Origin of the sequence: Microbacterium testaceum, assembly GCF_003075375.1 — a bacterium.
GTDB lineage: Bacteria > Actinomycetota > Actinomycetes > Actinomycetales > Microbacteriaceae > Microbacterium > Microbacterium testaceum_E.
Genome location: NZ_QDFT01000004.1, coordinates 82055 through 102029, shown reverse-complemented (window position 1 = coordinate 102029; position 19975 = coordinate 82055). Strand labels below are relative to the sequence as shown.

Here is a 19975-nt window from a genome sequence, read left to right as displayed (position 1 = left end):
GCTACGCCGGAGAGGGAGCTGGTCGGGCTCATCCGTGTCGCGGTGCGGACCCGGAGCGCGCGGGAGGCGGGTTCAGCAGCGAGATCTCGCGCACGTCGAACAGCCCGCGACGCGCGCGGACCATCGTGATGCCCTGTCGGCGCAGCTCGTCGGCGAGGTCGACGGTGAGCGGACCGTGCCGCGCGCGCTGCCAGCCGCCGGCCAGGGTGTACGTGTGCGTCACCGTGCGAGGTCGGGTCATGGGCTCCTCCTGAGGGCACCGTATCGAGCCGCCGCGGCGTCGCGCCGAAATGTTTCGCACCCGTCATCTGCCCGTGTTGCGGCGTAACCCGCACGGTCACGCGAGGCCGGTCCGGGGCGCCGGGGATAATGGCGCGCATGACCACGGCCCGCATCGTCATCCTCTTCGCCCTCGCCGCTCTCGCCGAGATCGGCGGCGCGTGGCTGATCTGGCAGGCGGTGCGCGAGAACCGGGGATGGTGGCTCGCGCTGCTGGGCATCATGGCGCTCGGCGCGTACGGGTTCGTGGCGGCGCTGCAGCCCGATGCGAACTTCGGGCGCGTGCTCGCCGCGTACGGCGGGGTGTTCGTCGCCGGCTCGCTGGCCTGGGGCATCGTGATCGACGGCTTCCGACCCACGATGTGGGACTACATCGGCTCGGCGGTCGCGCTGGTGGGTGCCGGCATCATCGTGCTGCAGCCGTCGCTCGGCGTCACGGACGCGGCCCCGGGGTCGTGAGCGCGCGTACGCTGGCGGTCATGACGAACGCCCCCGGAGACTCCGACCGACTGCGCGCCGTGCTGGCGAAGATCGATGCGGACAATCCGCTGAAGGTGCCCTTCAGCTACAACCAGGGTCATATCAGTCCCCGCCTGGATCGCCTCGAGGCCAAGCTGTCGTACATGGCCGAGTACATCGCCTACCTCGAGCAGCGCATCGAAAGTCTAGAGGCGCAAGTAGTTAGCTAGGCGAGATATAAGGCTGTTGTCAAGCGCCTCTCCCGACGACGACCTCTCGCGCACACTGATGGCATGCAGAACGAATACGCGCCTCACGAGGGCATTGCCGACGACTTCGCCGCCACCGAGACCGGACGCCCCTTCGGGTCGTACCTGTCGGTGATCAACGGCGGTAACTAGTCGTCCGGAACCTCCGTGCGAGGTTCGAATGAGAGGGCCGGATGCCGTCAGGCGTCCGGCCCTTCGTCGTTCCCGCGCGAGGGCCCCGGGAACGGCCGCCCGTAGCATGGAGATCCGCCGTTCGAAGGAGCCCCTCATGCCCGAGCTCAGCAAGGACACCACCCTCTGCATCTCGCTCTCGGGGCGCCCCTCCAACATCGGGACGCGTTTCCACAACTTCCTCTACGCCGAGCTGGGGATCGACTTCGTCTACAAGGCGTTCACCACGACCGACATCGCGGCGGCGATCGGGGGAGTGCGCGCCCTCGGCATCCGGGGATGCTCCGTCTCGATGCCGTTCAAAGAGGCAGTGATCCCGCTGGTGGACCGGATCGAACCGTCCGCGGCGGCGATCGGGTCGATCAACACGATCGTCAACGACGACGGAGCGCTGACGGCGTCGAACACCGACTACGAAGCCATCGCGAGTCTGATCGAGAGTCACCGGCTCGAGCCCGCGGCATCCGTCGTCGTCCGTGGATCGGGCGGGATGGCCAAGGCCGTCGTCGCGGCGTTCCACGGGGCGGGTTTCGGCGACGTCACCGTGCTGGCCCGCAACGCGGCCGCCGGATCCACCCTCGCCGAGGCGTACGGCTACCGGTGGATCGCCGACGATCCCGCCCCCGGCGCCGCGATCATCGTCAACGTGACGCCCCTGGGCATGGACGGTGCGGATGCCGGGACCCTCGCCTTCTCGCCCGCGCACATCGAGGCGGCGCGCACCGTGTTCGACGTGGTCGCTTTTCCGGCCGAGACGCCGCTCATCCGCGCCGCGCGCGCGGCGGATCGCGACGTCATCACCGGCGCCGAGGTCATCGCCCTGCAGGCCGCCGGTCAGTTCGCCCGGTACACCGGCGTGACGCCCACGCCCGACCAGGTGCAGCGCGCCTCGGCGTACTCGCGGGCGTGAGTGGCGGCATCCCTCCTCAGACGCCGGTGACCCGCACCCCGAGGGGGGACGGGTCACCGGGCGACTCGGGTCAGGCCATCGCGGCCACGGGCTGAGGCGCTGCCGTCCGCCGACCCCGGGCGCTGAGCATGGCGGCGACGACCACCACGAGGGCGGCAGCGGTGATGGCGGCGCCGATCCACAGCGGCGAGGTGTAGCCCCAGCCGGCGGCGATCCCGAGGCCACCGGCCCACGCACCCACCGCGTTGCCGACGTTGAAGGCGCCGATGTTGGCGCCCGAGGCGAGCGTGGGTGCGCCCCCGGCGGAGTTCATGATGCGGCTCTGCAGACCCGGGACGGTGCCGAAGCCGAAGCCTCCCATGAGGAACAGCGCGATCGCCGCGGCGATCCCGGATGCCGCGAGAGCCGCGAACGCGACCAGCACCATCAGCAGCGCGGTGACGAAGAACAGCAGGGTGCGGTCGATCGAACGGTCGGCGAGGCGCCCGCCGACCACGTTGCCGATGACGAGGCCCACGCCGAACAGGACGAGCAGCCAGGGGACGGACTCCGCGGCGAAACCGCTGACGTCGGTCAGGGTGTAGGCGATGTAGGTGAAGGCGCCGAACATCCCGCCGTAGGCGAGCACGGTGATCAGGAGCGAGAGCCAGACCTGGCCCGAGCGGAACGCGGCGAGCTCGTTGCGCAGCGCGACCGGAACGGCCGGGCGGGGCAGGGACGGCACCAGGGTCAGGATGCCGACCAGGGCGACGACGCCGACGGCGACGATCGCCCAGAAGGTCGAGCGCCAGCCGAACTGCTGACCGAGGAAGGTGCCGAGGGGGACGCCGAAGACGTTCGCCGCGGTGAGCCCGGTGAACATGAGGGCGATGGCGCCCGCCTTCTTCTCGGGGGCGACCAGGTCGGCGGCGACGACCGCGCCGATGCCGAAGAAGGCGCCGTGGCACAGGGCGGCGACGATCCGTCCGATCATCGCGACGTCGTACCCCGGGGCCATCGCGGTCAGGGCGTTGCCGATGAGGAAGAGGACGATAAGGCCCACGAGGACGGGTTTGCGGGGGAGGCGGGTGGTCGCCGCCGTCAGTCCGAGGGCGCCGACGACGACGCTCAGGGCGTAGCCCGAGATGAGCCAGCCCGCGCTGGCCTCCGACACGGCGAAGTCGCGCGCGACCTCGGGCAGCAAGCCCATGATGACGAACTCCGTGAGTCCGATTCCGAAGGCGCCCACGGCGAGGGCGACGAGTCCGAGAGGCATGAGGGGTCTCCTGATACACTGAAGTAGTTGCACGCGCGCTCTTTTGCAGCGCGAGAGAGATCATTGCATACGCAAGTATCCCGCGCAAGCAACTATCTACGAGAGGAGTGCGCCATGGGCATCGCCGACGACGCCGTCGAGGTCCGCGCCCAGGGCTGGCGGACCCTCGCCGCCCTGCACGGACTGATCGAGGCCGAGCTCGAGCGGGCGCTCGCCGCCGTCGAGCTCTCGGTCGTCGAATACACCGTCCTCGACGCCCTCGACCGCCAGGACGGCTGGCACATGCGCATGCAGCAGCTCGCTCGGGCCGCGGCCCTCAGCCCGAGCGCGACGACCCGTCTGGTCAACCGGCTCGAGGGGCGCGGCCTGCTGACCCGCGTGCTCTGCGCCGATGACCGCCGCGGCATCTACACCGAGCTGACCCCCGCGGGGCGGGCGCTGTATCGCGACGCCCACCCGGTGCACGACGCTGCTCTGGCGCGCGTGCTCGCCGACGCCGAGCAGCAGCCCGAGCTGGCCCCGGTCGTCGGCGCGCTGCACGGGGTCGCGCTGCCCGCCTGAGAACGCCGCGACGGCCCGGGCTCTGTCGAACCCGGACCGTCGGCTGCCGCGCTCACTCGTAGCGCAGCGACTCCACCGGGTCGGCGCGCGCGGCGCGGGCCGCGGGGAGGCTTCCCGCGAGGAACGCGATCGCCATGATCGCCACCGTCGTCACCAGGATCGACACGGGGTCGAAGGCGATCAACTGCAGGCCGGGCAGGTCGCTGAACAGCGTCCGGCCGAGCTGCGCGCTCACGGCGGAGCCGACGACCATCGCCGCCCCCGCGCCGATGAGGCTGCCCAAGAGCCCCAGGAACACGGCCTCGAGGCTGAAGAGCGAGAACACCCGTCCGCTCCCCATCCCCATGGCCTTCATCAGGCCGATCTCGCGCGTGCGCTCCTGCACCGACATGAGCAGGGTGTTGACGATGCCGAAGCTCGCGGCCAGCAGAGCGATCACGGCGAAGGCGTTCAGCACGAGCACGATGCCGTCGATCACGGCCTTGAACGTGCCCAGCTGGTCGGACACGGTCCGGCCGCTGTATCCGGCATCCGACAGGGCGGTCTTGACCTCGTCGATCTGCGCCGTCGTCGACGCAGGCGACACGAACGCGCTCGCGCTCGCGTACCGGTCGAGCTGATCGGTGGGCACCCCGGTGTTCTGGGCCGTGAAGAGCGCGTCCTCGAGCGCGGGGGTGGTGGTCAGCGACGTGGTGTCGGCGAACGCGCCCTCGGTCACCCCGGTGATCTCGGCCTCGACGAGGTGCTGCGTGCGCACCGGGTCCGAGACGGCGATCGTCAGGGTCGCGCCGATCGCGTCGTCGGCGCTCGAGAAGCCGAGCGGGGTCACCAGCGACTGCGGGATGGCCGTCTGGAGCGTGCTCGCGGAATCATCGGGGGCGGAACCCGCCGCGAGCTGCGGCGTCTGTCCGCCGATGAGCGACCCGGCCGACGCGACGTAACGCTCCCCTCCGTCGACCTGGACGAAGTCGATCTTCACGGCCTTCGTCGGCACGACCTTCTCGACGCCGGGCAGCTGCGCGATCGTCGAGAGGTCGGCATCCGTCAGGGCGGACACCTCGGTCGTCGCCCCGGGACGGCCCGGATTAGTGGTGCCCGAGGCGACGGACTCGGGGTCGTACTTCTGGGGTCCGGTGGATGCCGCGCCCCCGCCGGTCGCCTTGGTCACCGTCAGCACGTCGGACGCGCCGATGCCCGCGACCGTGTCATCGATGAAGCGGTTGATGCCCGTACCGAGACCGTTGGTCAGGGTGAGGGTGAACGCCCCGACGAAGATCGCGAGGACGGTGAGGACGGTGCGGGTCTTGGACCGGAAGGTGTTCGACGCCGCGGTCGAGACGAGATCGGTGGTCTTCATGCCGCGCTCCGTTCCTCGGCGACGATGACACCGTCGCGGATCAGCACCCGGCGATCGCACCGCGCGGCCAGGTCTTCGTCGTGCGTGACGACGATCAGGGTGATGCCGTGCTCGCGGTTGAGGCGGAAGAGGATGTCCTCGACGACGGCGCCGGTGGCGGAGTCGAGGTTGCCCGTGGGCTCGTCGGCGAAGATCACCTGCGGGTCGTTCACCAGCGCGCGGGCGATGACCGCGCGTTGCTTCTGGCCTCCCGACAGGGCGGTGGCCTTGTTCTTGGCCTTGTCCTGCATGTCGAGCTCGGCGAGGGCGGCGAGGCCGCGGCGGCGGCGTTCGGCCCGTCCGACGCCGGCGATCTTCAGGGGCAGCACCACGTTCTCGAGCACCGAGGCGGTGGGGGTCAGGAAGAACTGCTGGAACACGAAGCCGAACGTCTTGTTGCGGGTGCGGTTGAGGCGGCGGCCGCGCAGGGTCGCGGCATCCGTCCCCTCGAGGCGGACGGTGCCGCGGGTGGGTGCGTCCATCAGGGCGAGCAGGTGCATGAGCGTGGACTTGCCCGAGCCGCTCTTGCCGACGATCGCGATGCTCTCGCCGCGGTGGATGTCGAGGCTCACGCCGCGCAGCGCGTCGAAGCGCGCCGAACCGCGGCCGTAGGACTTGTGCAGATCGGTGACCGAGAGCAGTGGGGGAGGAGGTGCGGATGCCATGTCCTCACTGTCGCCCGCCGGCCCCGGCATCCGCGTCGCTCGGTGGGGGTGACCGCCTCCCCCCGTGGGGGTATTCCTCGACCGCCCCGGCAGGGCGATGGAGAGCCGGCGGCCCGAGCGGTCAGACTGGAGCGATGCGACCCGACCCGATGACGGACTCCCCGCCGCGCCTGGTGCCGGCCGGTCGCGCGTGGATCGTCGACGTCGTCATCGCCGTGCTCGTCGTGGTGCCGACCTTCGCGCCGGTCCCCTTTCCCGAACTGCGCCCGTCGAGCCCCCTCGTCTGCGCCCTCGTCCTCGCCCCGGCGGTGCTGCTGCCGCTGCGGCGTCGCCTGCCGCGGTCGGTCCTGATCGCCTGCATCGCGCTGTACGTCACCGCGCTCGCGCTGGGCACGCTCGCCCCGGGCGCGGCCCTGGCGGTGGTGATCGCCGCGTACGGCATGGCCGACCGCCTCACCCGTCGCGAGGCCGCGCCCGTCGCGATCCCCGCCGTCGCGGGCCTGGTCGCCGCCGGCATCGTCATCGAGCTGACCACGGGGCTCGACACCCGCTTTCTGCAGGTCGGCCTGGCCGTGGCCCTGGCGGGAGCCCTGGGGGATGCCGCGCGCTCTCGCCGCGCGTACGTGGATGCCGTGATCGAACGCGCGCGTCGCGCCGAGCAGACCCGCGAGGCCGAGGCGCGCCGGCGGGTCACCGAGGAGCGCCTGCGCATCGCCCGCGACCTGCACGATGCCGTGGCCCACCAGATCTCGGTGATCAGCCTGAACGCCGGGGTGGCGACCTCGACCCTCGAGGCGCGTCCGGAGCGGGCGCGCGAGGCCCTCGCGACCATCCGGACGGCCTCGCGCGACGTCCTCGCCGAGATCGGCTCGCTGCTGGCGGTGCTGCGCGCCCCCGACGAGTCCGGCTCGCGCGAGCAGCCGGGCCTCGCGCGACTCGGCGACGTCGTCGAGTCCGTGCGGGTCGCGGGGTTCGACGTGGTCGTCCGCGACGAGCTCGCCCCCGACGTCCTGCCCCTGACCCTCGACATCGTCGCGTACCGCGTGGTGCAGGAGGGGCTGACCAACGCGCTCAAGCACGGCACGGGCCGACGCGCGCACGTGCTGCTGCGCCGGGTCGACGACGCGGTCGAGGTCGTCGTCACCAACCCGCTGGACCGACCCGTCGAGGAGCCGACGGCCTCGGGCTTCGGGCTGGTCGGCCTGCGCGAGCGCGTCGAGTCGGTGGGCGGGAACCTGCAGGCGGGCGTGGCCCCGGGTGGTTTCCGCCTCGCCGCGCTCCTCCCGCTCTCGCGCAGCGAGACGTCGGGAGCAGACCGATGACCCGTGTGCTCGTCGTCGACGACCAAGCCCTCATCCGCACCGCCGTGCGTGACCTGCTCGACGCACAGCAGGGCATCGAGGTCGTCGGAGAGGCGACCGACGGCGAAGAGGCGGTCGCGCTCGCCGCGGCGCTGCGCCCCGACGTGGTGGTGTGCGACATCCGCATGCCGCGCATGGACGGCATCGAGGCGACCGAGCGCATCTGCGCCGATCCGGCGCTGGGCGAGACGAGGGTGCTCATCCTCACCACGTTCGAAGAGGACGACTACGTCGTCGCGGCCCTGCGCGCGGGAGCGAGCGGGTTCATCGGCAAGGGCGCCGAGCCCGACGAGATCGTCCACGCCGTGCTCACCGTCGACGAGGGCGGGGCCCTGCTGTCGCCCGTCGCGACGCGGGCCATGATCGAGAAGTACGTCCGCCGCGCCGCGACCGCCGCCCCGCGGGACGCCCCCTCGCTGGCGATGCTGACCGAGCGCGAACGCGAGGTGCTCGCCCTCGTGGCGCGCGGCCGGTCGAACGACGAGGTCGCGGCATCCCTGTTCATCTCGCCGCACACCGCGAAGACGCACGTGAAGAACACGATGCTCAAGCTCGGCGCGCACGACCGCGCGCAGTTGGTCATCGCGGCCTACGAGAGCGGGCTGCTGGTCCCGGGGGAGTGACGCCCCGATCCGAGAGGGCGCACCAGAATGGATGCCATGCCCCCGCGTACCCTCGAGATCGACGGTTCGGTGGTCCGCGGCATCCCGTCGCTCTATGCCGAGCTGAACCGTGTCTTCATGCCGGACGAGGAGTGGACGCTCGGTGAGAGCCTCGACGCTCTCGACGACCTTCTGTACGGCGGGTTCGGGGTGCTGCGCGGCGCGGAGCCGGTCCGCGTCGTCTGGAGACACGCCGACGTCGCGCGGCGGGCGCTGGGCGTCGCGGCGACGAAGGAGTACTACCGTGCCAAGCTCGGTCGACCCGAGGTGTACTCGCAGGATGCCGCGCGCCGCGCGCTCGAGGCGCTGGACGCCGGGGGTGGAGAGACGTACTTCGAGCTGGTGCTGCGCGTGTTCGGTGAGCACCGCAATATCGAGGTGGTGCTTGACTGATGAATAGGTGGCTCCCTGTCCTCGGGGGTCGTGAGTGCGCTGGGAGGTATGGGGGTGCCTCCGGTGGAGCCGCGGTAGCCGTCGCTGCTTTCGGAGGCAGCAATCCAATCGGGTGGGCGATCACCGGCGCGGTAGTCGGCAGCATTGGCGCCGGCGTCGGTGCCCGGTGGCTGTGGGAGGCCGCCGTAGGTCTAGATGTGCGCGAGAGCATCGATGATTTCTTTGTTGGAAGTCCTCCGCGTTTGGAGGGTCATGACGCGCCACCCCCGCGCACTCGATAGATGGGAATTCAGAATGGGTCTCGTGACAGCGCATCCGCGTCTCAAGGAGCCTGGTGCGCCATCCGTTCCGCTTTTTCGGAACGGTCGCTCGCCTGGGAGGCTGGCGCCGGTCATCCTGGCCTTCGCCGTTCCTCCGGCTGCTGTAGCCGTCTTTGATGACCGTCTGGGGCTCCGGCTCGTCATGGCGTCGTTGGTCATCGTGATCTCGGTCGCGGCGATCGTCGCGGTCGTCCGGTCGCGAACCATGGCGGCGGGTGTCGTACGCTTTCACAACTCGTCTCACTCGCTCTGGCTGCGACCACCTGTCATCCCTTCCCTCGCGGTCGTCGTTCTTCTCATCGTGCTCCTTCTTCCGGCCGTTGCGCAGGGCGCCGTGGAGCTTTTCGGGCTCGACACCATGCCGTCCGGTCTCGTTCGACGGGTGCCCTACGTGCTAGCGGCCCTCAGTCTCGTCAGCCTTGTCGTGATGCTGTGGCGTCTCCGGCTCGCGCCGGGAATCGAGATGACGCCGACGGGTATCCACGGCGTGCGCGGTGTCGGGGCGGTTCATTGGCGCTGGGACGAGGTGGGAGACGTGACCGTTGAACCGGGCCGCGTCGCTCGTCTCGCTCTCGCGCACGCAGGGGGGTCCCCGGTCCTGGCCGTTCCGGCGCTTCTGCTGGGGTCGGATCCGAGGCAAGCGGCCGCGCTGCTGCAATTCTTCAGAGACAATCCCGAGGACCGCGTGGTCCTCGCTGAGGGAGGCGCGGCGGCCCTCCGCCGTGTCCGTGAAGTCACAGCCTTGCGCTGATGCCGGTCGCCGAGGTGTCTCTGCGACTACCGCCCGACGTTCGGACCAGGGTGCCCGTGAGCGTTCAACCCCGCGCGCTGGCGCCGGCATTCGTCGGTGCGTATGCCCTGGGCGGAGTCGCCCTCTTCCTCGCCGTCGTGCTCGGGGTTCCCGGGGTGCAGCTCGTGATGGCGCCAATCGGTTTCACCGTCGTGGTCGCCACGACGGGGGCCGTCATGCAGCTGCGGCAGGTGAAGGAGCGTCGTCTTCTGATCGACACGTCGTCCGCTTCGCTCCGGTTCAGACCCCGCGCATCACGCGGTGCCTGGATGGTAGCGACGGCAGCGTCGACCCTCGCACCGGTGACGGCGATGATTTACGGGCTTGTGAAGGGACTGCCAGGGAGCTCGTCACGGTCGATCGTGATCGGTACCAGCGTGATCGCCGTCGTCGGTCTGATCGCACTCGCGCGAATGCTGTGGGCGGCTCGGTTCCCTGAGGGACTGGAGATGACGGAACTCGGAATCCACGGCATCCGGGGTGCAGGAGAGGCCCACCTGATGTGGGATGACATCGCCGACGTCGGAGTCGTCGCGGCACCCGCGGCGAAGCTGTCGATCGCGGACGTGAATGGCTCCCATCCAGTCCTGGCCGCTATGCCCTACCTCGGTGCGGACCCGAATGACGTCGCGGTGGTGCTGCGGTTCTTCCGAGACCACCCCGAGGAACGGTGGGTGCTGACGACAGGCGGGCGAGCCGCACTACGGCGCGTGGAGGAGGCTCTCAGCGGGACGGCCGTCTGACCGCCCAGAGGACCACGCCGAGTCGTCGGCCGGCGCGATCACTCGCCCGCCTTCTCGATTCCCCGGGTGCGGATCTCCTCTACGTCCAGGTCGGCGAGGATCCGGCGGGCGACGAGGTCGTCGATCGTCCCCTCGCGGCGCAGGCGCAGCAGCACCTCGCGTTTGCGATCGAGGATCGCGAGGCGCAGACGCTGCGCCTCTTTGTGACGCAGCAGGGGCGAGCGCTGGGTGACGTCGATGTCGTCGCTGACGGCGATCATCTGCAGGGGCCCGGTGAAGGCGGCATCCTGATCCGTTTCCGCGGCCGCACGGTCGCCGGTGCGCTGCTCGCCGTCCGGCCCGTCGGGAGGCACCGGGCCCGTCGACGACGCGTCGTCGAACGACGCATCGAGCTCGGCCAGGTCGCGCTCCTCGATCGCACGCTGGCGCGCGACCGCGCGGGCGTTGGCGAGTTCGAGACGCTCGTATCCCTCGCGCCGAGCACGGTCGCGCACGCGGTCGCTGATGCCGTGCTCGACCGCGAGGTCGTCGAGGGCCGCGAGAGCCGCACCCGAGATCGCCCGCTCGGCGAGTTGGTATTCGTCGACCGCGGCATCGTCGCCGGGCAGCTTCGCCCAGCGGATCACAGCGGGCAGGAGTGGTCCCTGCACCAGGAGCGTCAGGACGATGACCCCCGCGGTGACGAAGACGATCGCGTCGCGTCCCGCGACAGGCTCACCCGCGGCCGTGGTGACGGGCACCGACAGGGCGATCGCGAGCGACACGGCGCCGCGGAACCCGGCGACCGTGCTCACCACGCGAGAGCGGTGCCGAAGCGACCTCGACGACCCGGCGGGGGGCCGCGAGAAGGGCGAGAAGAGCCACTGGAACAGGTACCGCACCACGAAGAGCGCGATCCACGCGGCCACCGTCACCAGCAGCAGGATGCCGATCTCGGACCCCGAGATCTCGTGCAGCACGAGCTGGACCTCGAGCCCGATCAGCACGAAGAGGGCCCCGTTCAGCAGGTAGACGCCGAAGGGCCACGTGGCATCCGCCGCTCTTCTCGACATGGCCGTCGTGATGCGCGGCGAGACCCACGCCATGATGAGGCCCGCGAAGACGACGGCGAGCACCCCCGATGCATCGATCAGCTCGGCGATGAGGAACGAGACGAACGGCACCAGCGCCAGCGTGAGGTTGATCGTGAGGGTCGACTGCATGCGGCGCAGGGCGAAGAACGCGGCGGCGGCCACGGCGATACCCGCGGCCGCCCCGCCGAGGTACGACAGCAGCACCATTCCGGTGATCTGCAGGGGGGTGATCTGGTCGCCCAGCAGCAGCGCCACCGCGATCGCGTACAGCACCAGGGCGGTGCCGTCGTTGGTGAGGCTCTCGGCCTTGAGCTTCATGAACGTCTTCGCCGGCAGCAGCCGACCCAGCGCGGCGACGGCGGTGGCGTCGGGCGGGGCAACCGCCGCCCCCAGCACGAGGGCGGCCTCCCACGGCACTCCCATCCAGGTCGCGACTCCGGCGACGGCGAAGGCGGATGCCACGACGAGCAACGTGCTCATGGGGATGATGTAGCGCAGTGACCGCCGTACCGAGCGCAGCGATGTCGTCCACGCCTCGCGGAAGAGCAGGACCGGAAGGAACAGCAGCAGCACGGTCTCGGGCGGCAGCTCGATCCGCCGCAGCTCGGGGATGAAGCCGAGCGCCAGGCCGATGACGAGCAGCACGAGCGGCGTCGCCACCCGCAGGCGCGGTGCCAGCACCGTGCCGACGAGCATCGCGAGCCCGAGCAGAACCGTGATCTCGAGTCCCTGCATGCATGCCGCCTTCCGTGCGTGTCCCTGGACACAGCGTAGAGAGGGGCGCGGGCATTCCCGAGGGTCTGTGCGCGCGCATCCTCCGCGATGCGCACAACCTCCGTCACGCAGAGTCGAACCGAGCGGAGGTTGTGCACATCGCTGAGGTTGCGCACGCGCCCCGCGCCCGGCCGCGTCTGCCCGGCGCCCCGCGCTCGCGCGCCTGCCCGGCCGCGCGCGCTTCGCGCTCAGCCCGGCAGAGCCACCTTCGCTTTCGCCCACGAACGGCCGCGCGTGTCCTTGAGGATGTCGTACTCCACGTCGACGTGCGGTTCGATCGCGCTGTACTTGTCGTTCGGCGCCCCGATGACGAGCTGGAAGCCCAGCCCGCGCCACGCGCCGATCGCGCGCTTGGTGAAGTGCGCGTCGGCCTTTATCAAGGCCTCGTCCAGGAACACCGGGGCGTAGCGGGGGCGCTCGGCGCCGGCATCCCCCAGCTGATAGCGCAGAGCCGCGCCGACGATGAAGGCGATCAGCTCCTGCGACTCGCCGCCGGACTTCTCACCGATGTGGTCGTACAGCGCCACGTGCTCGCCGGTGTCGGCGCGGAAGCGCTCGGCGCTGACGCGCACGTGGTTGCGCACGTCGACGAGGTCGGCGAAATCGGGCGAGTCCGGGCGCACGCGGTTGATGATGCGCGCCATGCGCGCGTACACCGCCTCGCGCTCGTCGTCGCTGCCGGCCGCGTCGATGGCGGCCCGTACGTCGCGCAGCTCGCGGCGGAACCGGCGGCGCACCTCGGACTGGTTCTCGCGCGGAACGATCTGCAGGCGGTGATCGTCGTCGTAGAACGGCAGGTCCTGCATGATGTCGTTGATCGGGGCGATGCGCTCGCGGATCTCGCGCAGCGCGCGGGTCAGGGCCGAGTCGAGGTTGGTCAGGTCGTTGCCCGACAGGCGCAGCAGCGAGTCGCGCCACTCGGCCTCGAGCTCGTGCAGGCCGCTGGCCTCGAGGTCGGCGAGGATCCGCTCGAAGTCGCCGAGAGATTCGTCGGGATCGGCGAGCAGATTCGGGCTCGGCCACCGGTCGGTGAACGCGGTGAGCGTGCGCCGCAGTCCGTCGCGCTGGTCGGCCCACGTCTCCTGCGCGGCGCGCTGCTCCTCGGCGAGGCGCTTCGCGGCGGACTCCAGCGCCGTGTCGAATCGGGCGAGCAGCTGCGACGGCGTGGCGTCCGTCGACCCGGGCGCCACGAACAGGGCGTCGAGGTACGCGACCTCGTCGGGTGACAGGGCGACGTCGTGATCCTCGGCGCGTTCGAGCAGCAGCTGCGCGGCATCCACCTCGTCGGTCACCTGCGCCCAGCGTGCGGCCAGGGCCTGCTGCTCGGTTTTGGCGGCACCGATCTCTTCGCGCAGGCGCGCCGCGCGAGTGCGCGTGCCCGAGATCTGCTCCTGCAGCTCGGCGATGCGCGGGTTGCCCGCGGTGATCTCGACGACGGTCTCGTTCCAGCGCTCGCGCTCGCGGTCGACGGATGCCACGTCGACCTGGTCCCACGTCAGGTCGGCGATCTTCTCGAGGGCGCCGCGCCGGTCGTCGAAGGCGTCGAGGGCCGCGGCGGCCTCGTCGACCGCGGCCTTGGCGGCGGTGAGGTCGCGGCGCACGGTCACGATCTGCTCGCCCAGCTCGGTCAGACGCACCCGGCTCGAGAAGCCCAGGATGCTGTGCGCCGCCGACCCGCCGTGCGCGCCGCGCGCCCCCTGGCTGGTCTGCCCCGAGATCGTCAGCGCCATCCGGTGCTGCGACAGCCGGGTTGCGGCATCCACGCAGACGAAGGCGAACTGCTGCTCGAGCCGGTCCTGCAGCCAGCCGGTGAAGGGGGAGCGGCGGAACTCCAGGCGCCCCGGCAGGGTCGCGGGGTCGAGCGCGCCGCGCTCGGGAAGATCGGTGGGGACGCCCTCGAACCGCAGACGCTCGCCCAGGCGCACCCCGTCGATCGCGGAGCGGAAGGATGCCAGGTGCCCGGCGTCCACGAGCAGCGTCGTCGCGAACCCGCCGAGGGCGAGGGTGAAGGCGCCGCGCCACGGCTCGAACTCGGTGCGCACGTCGATCAGCTCGGCCACGAACGGCAGTTCGGCCGCCGTCAGTCCGGCCGCCGCTGCCAGCGCCTCGCGGGCCTCGTGCAGGCGCGGGGGGATGTTGTCGTCGCGGGTCTGCGTGCGGCGGTGCTCGGTCTCGAGAGCGGCGAGCTGCTGACGCAGGTCGGTGTGGCGACTGCTCGCGGCCACGAAGGCCTCGCGTACGGCGGCCTTGGCGTCGGTGTCGGCGAGGGTGCGGCGGGCCTCGTCGACGAGCGCGGTGAACGCGGCCGCGGTGTCGACCTCGGTGCCGAGCACCGCGAGGGCGGCCTCGAAGCGCTCGCGGTCGCGCTGCATGCCGGCGAGACGGCGCTCGAGCCCGCGCAGTTCGCGCTGGGCGGCGTCCAGCCGGTCGCCGCCGGCCGCGCGCAGCACGTCGCCGAGCCCCTCGCGCTCCGCCTCGGCGGCGTCGGCCAGAGCCTGACGCTCGCGCACGAGGGCGTCCGTGGCGTGCGTGCGCTCGCGCAGTTCGTCCTCGACGGCGCCGAGCAGGTCGACCCGACGTTCGGCGCGCCAGAGCGAGGCGCGGGACTCGGGGTCGGTGAAGCGGCCGAGCGCGTCGATCAGGCGCAGCCGTTCGGTGGCCTCGTCGATGCGCGTCCTCATCGCGCGGATCGGTTGCAGCGCGCGCACCTGCTGACGCGCCTCGAGCATGCGCGTGCGCGTGCCCTCGAGACCGTCGAAGTGGGCGACCACGGCCTCGGCGACCGCGAGCGTCTCGGGCTCTTCGAGCACCATGCGCTTGTACAGGTCGTCGACGGTGGTGATCTGCTGACCGGCCTGGATGCGCGCGAGCAGGCTCATCGCCTTCGCGCCCGACCCGGCGGCCCCGATCCCCAGAACGGCGTGCAGCCGCGCCGAGAACTCGCGGTCGGTCGCGAGGGTGTCCAGGCCCGTCGCCCGCACCGCCGTGTCGGAGAGGTGGCTCTGCGCCGCCCGCTCGAGCTGACGCAGGTCGAACGCGCCGTGCACCGTCGCGCGCACCTTGACGGCGTCGTCGAGGGTGCGTGCGGCGGCCGGGATGTACCAGGCCCGCACCGCGGTGAACCGCGCGCCGTCGTGATCGGCCCAGGTCATGGCGATCGCGGTCCACGTGTCGGCGCCGTCGCCGCGCAGCACCCGCACCTTCGTGCCCTCGTCGGTGCGGGACTCGTCGAGCTTGCCGCGGCCGTACGACAGGATGTTGCGCTGCTCCTGCCCGCGCGGACGCCCCACCACCGCGCCGTTCGAGGCGCCGTTGAAGGGGGTGGTGTGCGGCATCATCAGCGCCACGTAGGCGTCCATCAGCGTCGACTTGCCCGACCCCGAACCGCCGCACAGCAGCGTCGCGGTCGGCGCGAACCGCACGCGGTGCGTGCCGTCGTATCCGCCCCAGTTGATCAGCTGCAGGTCTTCGGCGACCCACTGCTGACCGCGCGAGGCGGCCGGGATCAACCCGAACAGGGTCTCGAGCATGGTCATGAGAGAAGTCCCTCCTCGGGAGCCCCGGGTTCTGCGGCGGACGGCGTCGGCGTGGCATCCGCCGTCTGCTCCTCCAACCAGCGCTGCAGCTCCCGCAGGGTCGCGGCGTCGAGAACGATCTCGATGAGCGGGCCGATGCGGTAGCGCCCCTCGGACTCCTCCTCGATGATGCCCTCGCGGTCCAGGCGCGCGATCGCCGTGCGCACGGCCCGCTGCTGGCTGGCGCGCGTGCCGTCGGTCTCGCTGAAGTAGGTCAGCACGGTCTGCTCGACCTCTTCGACGTCGACGCGGGCGGATGCCGTGCCGGCGGTCGTCTCGCGCTGGAACACCGTGCGCAGGTACACCAGCACCAGCGTCTCGGCGCGCGAGTAGGCCTCGTCCTTGAGCAGGATGGGCACGTCGACGTCGTCGCTGCGCACCTGCTCCTTGTAGGCCACGCCGCGCGCGTGGTCGACGACGAGACGCACGAACAGGTCGTTCAGGCGCGACTCGATGCTCTGCTGGTGCTCGAGCAGCAGCTTCCACTCGGTCGGCGAGGTCTCGGCGAGCAGGAACCGCCGCTGCAGGATGCGCACCAGGACGCGGCGCACGTCGGCATCCAGGATGCCGCGGTCGCCCGCGAACAGGGCGTCGGGGTCGTTCTCCATCGCCACGGGGGCGATGAAGGCGGGCGTCTCGGCGTCCGTCGCGCGGTCGTCCGCGTCGCCTCGGGTGTCGGCCGGTGCGGCCGTGTCGATGTCAGTCATCGGCATCCGTTCTCGTGTGTCGCGCGGCCCGGACCGCTCCGAACGCGAAGCGCCGGGTCGTGCCGTCGGGGCGAACGGCCTCGACGACCGAGACGTCGTCGGTCTCGATCAGGCCGTCGCGGTGGACGATCTCGAGCAGACCGACGAGATCGACGGGCCGGCGGGTGTCGGCATCCGCCCCCGCGAACGCCGTCGCGAGGTCGAAGCCGTCGTCGAGACCGCCCACGTAGGCCTCGAGCTCGGCGTAGTGCGGCCCGCCCCACGCGCGCGTGTCGGCGTCGACGAACTCCACGTCGTCGTCACCGGATGCCAGGGGCTCGGGCGCTCCGGGCGGACGCACATCGCTGAGCGAGCGGCGCAGGTGCCCGATGTCGGCGAGGGGCAGGGTGCGCACCGGCTCGACCCGGCCCGGGGCGCGGGTCTGACTCCAGCGGTGCAGCCCCGCCATCACCGAGCGCAGCAGGTCGTCGACCTGGCGGTCGCGGATCGGGTCGTGCGTGCGCACCTGGGCGGTGATGACGTGCGAGGCGCGCCGCTGCGCCGTCAGCACCTCTTGCACCCCCGCTTCGACGCGGCGGGCGATGGCGTCCAGGTCGCCCCGCTGCTCGGGGGTCATGAGGCGCGAGAACGGCTGGGTCAGCACCGCGTGCACGCGGTCGGTGAGGTCGTCGATGTGCTCGGGGTCGCCGATCAGGCGCAGCGCGCCCTGGAACGCCCGGCCCTCGGGGGTGGCCTGCATCACCTGACGGCCGCGTTCGAGGTATTCGCGCAGCACCTCGCCGGTGGGTCGCACGTCACGCCGCAGCTCGGCGACGACGTCGCGCTGCATCGCGGCGATCGACTCCGCGACCCGCGAGAAGTCGGCGGGGAGCTCGCGGGCGAGGTGGATGACGTTCTCGGCCTCTTCGAGCAGGTGCTCGTCGTCGAGGGGCTCCACGACGCCCTCGTCGAGGGCGGCGATCTCGGCGTCCAGGGCCGCGCGCTCCTCGAGCAGGGCCTCGCGGCGGCGGGCGGGGTCGCTCTCGGCGTCGCGGGCGAGGCGGTCGACGGCGTCGAGCAGCGTCCGCACGCGCGAGCGCGACACGCGGGCGCGGCCCCCGCCGGCGCGGCCGGCGATCTCGAGGGCGCCCACCGCGTGCGCCGACAGGCGGTAGACCTCGACGTCGTCCTCGATCTGCAGGCCCAGCCAGCCCACGCGCACCCAGCCGCGGCAGATCTCGCGGGCGGTGCCGGCGGGGATGCGGCGGTCGTCGTCGGTGTCGATGCCGGCCGCACGCAGCTCGTCGATGGCCTCGGCGACCTCGACGTGCGCGTCGGCCACGGCCACGGCGGGACGGTCGGGGGTGAAGACCACCGACAGGACGGCGACGACGAACGGCGCGAAACGCCCGTGCAGCAGGTCGAGCGTCGGGTTCTTGAACGCCGTCGCCGAGCGCAGGTATGCGGCTTCGGCTCGGGTGCGGGTCACTGAGGGGAGTCTACCGGCGACGCGGCGGTGGCCATGGCCGGTGACGGGCCGGGCTGCCCGCGAGCGAGCGGGTGATCCCGGGATCCGTCAGCCCGCGCTGCACGTGTACAGGGTCGCGCCGGTGACCTTGTTCACCTCGCCACCCTCTCCGGGGTCGCCGAAGTCCCATGACCGCACCTCGCGGCATCCTGGTCCCGTCGCCACCTCGCGCACGGGGTCGCCCTCGGGGGCGCCGTCGGCGACGACGAACAGGTGGGCCCCACCGGTGCGCAGCGAGCGCTGCAGATCGTCCGCGGTGAAGACGGGGACGCGGCCGCTGTAGCCGCCGTCGGTGAGCACGCTCGCCCCGGTCGCGTCGATGACCTGCGCCGACAGGGCCCACGAATCGGTCGTGAACAGCGGGGTGCCGTCCGCTCCGCCGCCGTTCTCGCGCGCGGCCTCGACGAGCTGGGCGACCGCGGGGGTCATCTTGGGGGTTCCGCCCCACATCGCCGGGCTCGAGACGGCGAAGGTCTCGTCGGGGTGTCCGCCACGCGCGGTGACGCCCACGTACGCGTCGCCACCGCTGCCGTCGCGGGCGTCGTCGAGCACCTGCAGGCTCGTCGCGACCGGCAGGCAGAGCAGGGCGATCGCGAGGCCGGTCGCGGCGGCGGCGCGGCCAGCACGACCCCCGCGCACCGCGACGACGATGCCGAGCGCCAGCCCGACCGCGCCGACGGCGATGGCCGGGGCGAGCAGCACCAGCGGCAGACCCGCGGTGGGGATCAGCACCGCCCACCACACCGCCTGGATCACGACGACGACCGGGAGCACGAGACGACGAGTCAGCCGCGGCGATGCGAGTCGTCGCGCGCCCTCGCTCCAGGCCTGGGCGGCGAGCAGCGCCAGGGGGACCCCGAGCGCCGCGACGTACGCGGTGTGCGGGACGCGCGTCAGCGTCAGCACGAGGGCCGCCGTGACCAGCCACACCGCGAGCGCGAGGGTGAGGGCGAACCGCTGCCGGCGCGCGGGGGAGCCGGGGCGGCCGCGGCGCGGGCGGAAGCCCCACACGCCCAGCGCGATCCCCGCGAGGGCGGCCGGGTAGAGCCACCCGATCTGGGTTACGAGGGGCAGCTGCAGCAGTTTCAGCGCGGACGAGCTCGCGTCCGCCGAGGCGGCCGCGTGCGACGACAGCGCGTGCGCCAGAGCAGCGAGGGTCGTGCCGACCCCGCCGGTCGAGGTCGACGAGCCCACGCTCCCCGGCCACGCGCCCGGCGCGAACCGGTCGATGCCGTTGTAGCCGAACACCATCGCGAACACGTCGTCGTCGGTCGATCCGTCGACCCAGGGGCGGGAACCGGCGGGGACCAGCGCGATGACCGCGATGCCGGCGATCGAGGCCAGCACGGCGGCGCCGGTCACCGTGCCGGCGCGCGCCAGGCCCCGGCGCCGCCCGACCGTGGCGACGAGGGTGCCGACCACGAGCGCGGGGAGCACGAACCAGGCGGCCATCATCTTCGCCTGGAAGCCGACGCCGACGAACAACGCCGCCAGCAGCAGCGGCCACGACCGCGCCGTGAGCATCGCGCGCTGCCACCAGACGACGGCGACCGCGAGCGCCATCGTGAGCAGTCCGTCCTCCATGGGGTGGGCGAACATCGACACGAAGACGGGCGTCGATGCCGCCGCGGCCGCCGCGACCAGGCCGAACCCGCGGCCGCCCGCGCGCAGACCCACGACCGCGCACGCCACCACCGTGACGACGCCCTCGATCACCTGGGGCAGGGCGATCGCCGAGATCGACATGCCGAAGAGGCGGATGCTGAGCGCCTGCGGTACCGCGAAGCCGCTCAGCTTGTCGAGGGTCACCGTCGCCGCCGGGTCGAAGGCGCCGAACAGCAGCGCGTGCCACGACTGCGACATCGACCGCGCCGACGCCTCGTAGAACGAGAAGTCCCCGCCCCGCGCCAGGTTCCAGCACGTCAGCAGCGCGAACCCGGCGACGATCAGACCGAGCGCGACACGCGCCCACCACGGTTCGCGCCACCAGCGCGCGAGGGGGACGGGATTCTCCACGCTGCACAGCGTGGCGCGGTCAGGGCGGCGGCGGGTATCAGCCGGGTATGAGCCCGCTGTGGGTCTGGCCGCCCGGAACGCTGCGGTGA

General features: G+C 71.9%; 18 protein-coding genes. 9 read left to right on the top strand and 9 right to left on the bottom strand.

Going from position 1 to position 19975, the window contains the following annotated elements; genetic code table 11:
• Positions 1-28 precede the first annotated feature (28 nt).
• On the bottom strand, positions 29-241 hold the full coding sequence (locus tag DC432_RS02775) for an alternative tryptophan synthase beta-subunit (protein WP_116536584.1): 213 nt from the start codon (positions 239-241) through the stop codon (positions 29-31).
• Positions 242-378: 137 nt separating this feature from the next.
• Between DC432_RS02775 and DC432_RS02770 the strand changes: the two genes are divergently transcribed.
• From DC432_RS02770 to DC432_RS02760, 3 genes are all read left to right on the top strand, one after another.
• The gene (locus DC432_RS02770) at positions 379-738 is read left to right on the top strand and encodes a YnfA family protein (protein ID WP_116536613.1); all 360 of its coding nucleotides are present in this window, start codon (positions 379-381) and stop codon (positions 736-738) included.
• 20 nt (positions 739-758) lie between these two features.
• Positions 759-968 (top strand): hypothetical protein, encoded by a 210-nt coding sequence (locus tag DC432_RS02765; protein WP_133177871.1) that lies wholly within the window; start codon positions 759-761, stop codon positions 966-968.
• A gap of 307 nt (positions 969-1275) precedes the next feature.
• Positions 1276-2088 (top strand): shikimate 5-dehydrogenase, encoded by an 813-nt coding sequence (locus DC432_RS02760; protein ID WP_116536612.1) that lies wholly within the window; start codon positions 1276-1278, stop codon positions 2086-2088.
• 70 nt (positions 2089-2158) lie between these two features.
• On the opposite strand, the gene DC432_RS02755 is transcribed toward DC432_RS02760, so the two are convergent.
• Positions 2159-3343 carry an MFS transporter gene (locus DC432_RS02755; protein ID WP_116536583.1) on the bottom strand — a complete coding sequence of 395 codons (1185 nt, stop codon included), beginning with the start codon at positions 3341-3343 and terminating at the stop codon, positions 2159-2161.
• A gap of 114 nt (positions 3344-3457) precedes the next feature.
• On the opposite strand from DC432_RS02755, the gene DC432_RS02750 reads away from it, so the two are divergent.
• On the top strand, positions 3458-3904 hold the full coding sequence (locus tag DC432_RS02750) for a MarR family winged helix-turn-helix transcriptional regulator (RefSeq protein WP_108319990.1): 447 nt from the start codon (positions 3458-3460) through the stop codon (positions 3902-3904).
• Positions 3905-3956: 52 nt separating this feature from the next.
• On the opposite strand, the gene DC432_RS02745 is transcribed toward DC432_RS02750, so the two are convergent.
• Together DC432_RS02745 and DC432_RS02740 are read right to left on the bottom strand one after the other, a co-directional pair.
• The gene (locus tag DC432_RS02745) at positions 3957-5261 is read right to left on the bottom strand and encodes an ABC transporter permease (RefSeq protein ID WP_116536582.1); all 1305 of its coding nucleotides are present in this window, start codon (positions 5259-5261) and stop codon (positions 3957-3959) included.
• Positions 5258-5965 (bottom strand): ABC transporter ATP-binding protein, encoded by a 708-nt coding sequence (locus DC432_RS02740; protein ID WP_116536581.1) that lies wholly within the window; start codon positions 5963-5965, stop codon positions 5258-5260. Before DC432_RS02740 ends, DC432_RS02745 begins: the two co-directional genes overlap by 4 nt.
• A gap of 134 nt (positions 5966-6099) precedes the next feature.
• Here DC432_RS02740 and DC432_RS02735 point away from each other — a divergent pair, with 134 nt between their 5' ends.
• The 5 genes from DC432_RS02735 (at position 6100) to DC432_RS02715 (ending at position 10234) form a co-directional block, all read left to right on the top strand.
• Positions 6100-7287 (top strand): sensor histidine kinase, encoded by a 1188-nt coding sequence (locus tag DC432_RS02735; RefSeq protein WP_243392991.1) that lies wholly within the window; start codon positions 6100-6102, stop codon positions 7285-7287.
• Positions 7284-7949, top strand: a complete 666-nt coding sequence (locus DC432_RS02730) for a response regulator transcription factor (protein ID WP_116536580.1) — start codon at positions 7284-7286, stop codon at positions 7947-7949. Before DC432_RS02735 ends, DC432_RS02730 begins: the two co-directional genes overlap by 4 nt.
• A gap of 36 nt (positions 7950-7985) precedes the next feature.
• On the top strand, positions 7986-8381 hold the full coding sequence (locus tag DC432_RS02725; RefSeq protein WP_116536579.1) for a barstar family protein: 396 nt from the start codon (positions 7986-7988) through the stop codon (positions 8379-8381).
• A 294-nt stretch (positions 8382-8675) separates the two neighbouring features.
• A complete protein-coding gene (locus DC432_RS02720; protein WP_181373596.1) occupies positions 8676-9452 on the top strand; it encodes a PH domain-containing protein in 777 nt (258 codons plus the stop codon).
• Positions 9452-10234 carry a hypothetical protein gene (locus DC432_RS02715; RefSeq protein ID WP_133177870.1) on the top strand — a complete coding sequence of 261 codons (783 nt, stop codon included), beginning with the start codon at positions 9452-9454 and terminating at the stop codon, positions 10232-10234. The genes DC432_RS02720 and DC432_RS02715 overlap by 1 nt, the downstream gene beginning before the upstream one ends.
• A 38-nt stretch (positions 10235-10272) precedes the next feature.
• On the opposite strand, the gene DC432_RS02710 is transcribed toward DC432_RS02715, so the two are convergent.
• The 5 genes from DC432_RS02710 to DC432_RS02690 all read right to left on the bottom strand — a co-directional run bounded on the left by DC432_RS02710 (position 10273) and on the right by DC432_RS02690 (position 19886).
• Positions 10273-12042, bottom strand: coding sequence for a Na+/H+ antiporter (locus DC432_RS02710; protein ID WP_116536577.1), 1770 nt, complete (start codon positions 12040-12042; stop codon positions 10273-10275).
• 227 nt (positions 12043-12269) lie between these two features.
• Positions 12270-15617, bottom strand: coding sequence for an ATP-binding protein (locus tag DC432_RS02705; protein WP_116536576.1), 3348 nt, complete (start codon positions 15615-15617; stop codon positions 12270-12272).
• A complete protein-coding gene (locus DC432_RS02700) occupies positions 15614-16363 on the bottom strand; it encodes a DUF4194 domain-containing protein (protein WP_116536575.1) in 750 nt (249 codons plus the stop codon). Before DC432_RS02700 ends, DC432_RS02705 begins: the two co-directional genes overlap by 4 nt.
• The gene (locus tag DC432_RS02695; RefSeq protein ID WP_116536574.1) at positions 16356-17831 is read right to left on the bottom strand and encodes a DUF3375 domain-containing protein; all 1476 of its coding nucleotides are present in this window, start codon (positions 17829-17831) and stop codon (positions 16356-16358) included. The genes DC432_RS02700 and DC432_RS02695 overlap by 8 nt, the downstream gene beginning before the upstream one ends.
• Before the next feature lie 87 nt (positions 17832-17918).
• A complete protein-coding gene (locus DC432_RS02690; protein WP_116536573.1) occupies positions 17919-19886 on the bottom strand; it encodes a glycosyltransferase family 39 protein in 1968 nt (655 codons plus the stop codon).
• Between the last annotated feature and the right edge of the window lie 89 nt (positions 19887-19975).

Excerpts from the sequence above, each read along its gene's own strand:
- DC432_RS02775 (WP_116536584.1), bottom strand. The coding sequence starts at position 241 with ATGACCCGACCTCGCACGGTGACGCACACGTACACCCTGGCCGGCGGC.
- DC432_RS02770 (WP_116536613.1), top strand. The coding sequence starts at position 379 with ATGACCACGGCCCGCATCGTCATCCTCTTCGCCCTCGCCGCTCTCGCC.
- DC432_RS02765 (WP_133177871.1), top strand. The coding sequence starts at position 759 with ATGACGAACGCCCCCGGAGACTCCGACCGACTGCGCGCCGTGCTGGCG.
- DC432_RS02760 (WP_116536612.1), top strand. The coding sequence starts at position 1,276 with ATGCCCGAGCTCAGCAAGGACACCACCCTCTGCATCTCGCTCTCGGGG.
- DC432_RS02755 (WP_116536583.1), bottom strand. The coding sequence starts at position 3,343 with ATGCCTCTCGGACTCGTCGCCCTCGCCGTGGGCGCCTTCGGAATCGGA.
- DC432_RS02750 (WP_108319990.1), top strand. The coding sequence starts at position 3,458 with ATGGGCATCGCCGACGACGCCGTCGAGGTCCGCGCCCAGGGCTGGCGG.
- DC432_RS02745 (WP_116536582.1), bottom strand. The coding sequence starts at position 5,261 with ATGAAGACCACCGATCTCGTCTCGACCGCGGCGTCGAACACCTTCCGG.
- DC432_RS02740 (WP_116536581.1), bottom strand. The coding sequence starts at position 5,965 with ATGGCATCCGCACCTCCTCCCCCACTGCTCTCGGTCACCGATCTGCAC.
- DC432_RS02735 (WP_243392991.1), top strand. The coding sequence starts at position 6,100 with ATGCGACCCGACCCGATGACGGACTCCCCGCCGCGCCTGGTGCCGGCC.
- DC432_RS02730 (WP_116536580.1), top strand. The coding sequence starts at position 7,284 with ATGACCCGTGTGCTCGTCGTCGACGACCAAGCCCTCATCCGCACCGCC.
- DC432_RS02725 (WP_116536579.1), top strand. The coding sequence starts at position 7,986 with ATGCCCCCGCGTACCCTCGAGATCGACGGTTCGGTGGTCCGCGGCATC.
- DC432_RS02720 (WP_181373596.1), top strand. The coding sequence starts at position 8,676 with ATGGGTCTCGTGACAGCGCATCCGCGTCTCAAGGAGCCTGGTGCGCCA.
- DC432_RS02715 (WP_133177870.1), top strand. The coding sequence starts at position 9,452 with ATGCCGGTCGCCGAGGTGTCTCTGCGACTACCGCCCGACGTTCGGACC.
- DC432_RS02710 (WP_116536577.1), bottom strand. The coding sequence starts at position 12,042 with ATGCAGGGACTCGAGATCACGGTTCTGCTCGGGCTCGCGATGCTCGTC.
- DC432_RS02705 (WP_116536576.1), bottom strand. The coding sequence starts at position 15,617 with ATGACCATGCTCGAGACCCTGTTCGGGTTGATCCCGGCCGCCTCGCGC.
- DC432_RS02700 (WP_116536575.1), bottom strand. The coding sequence starts at position 16,363 with ATGACTGACATCGACACGGCCGCACCGGCCGACACCCGAGGCGACGCG.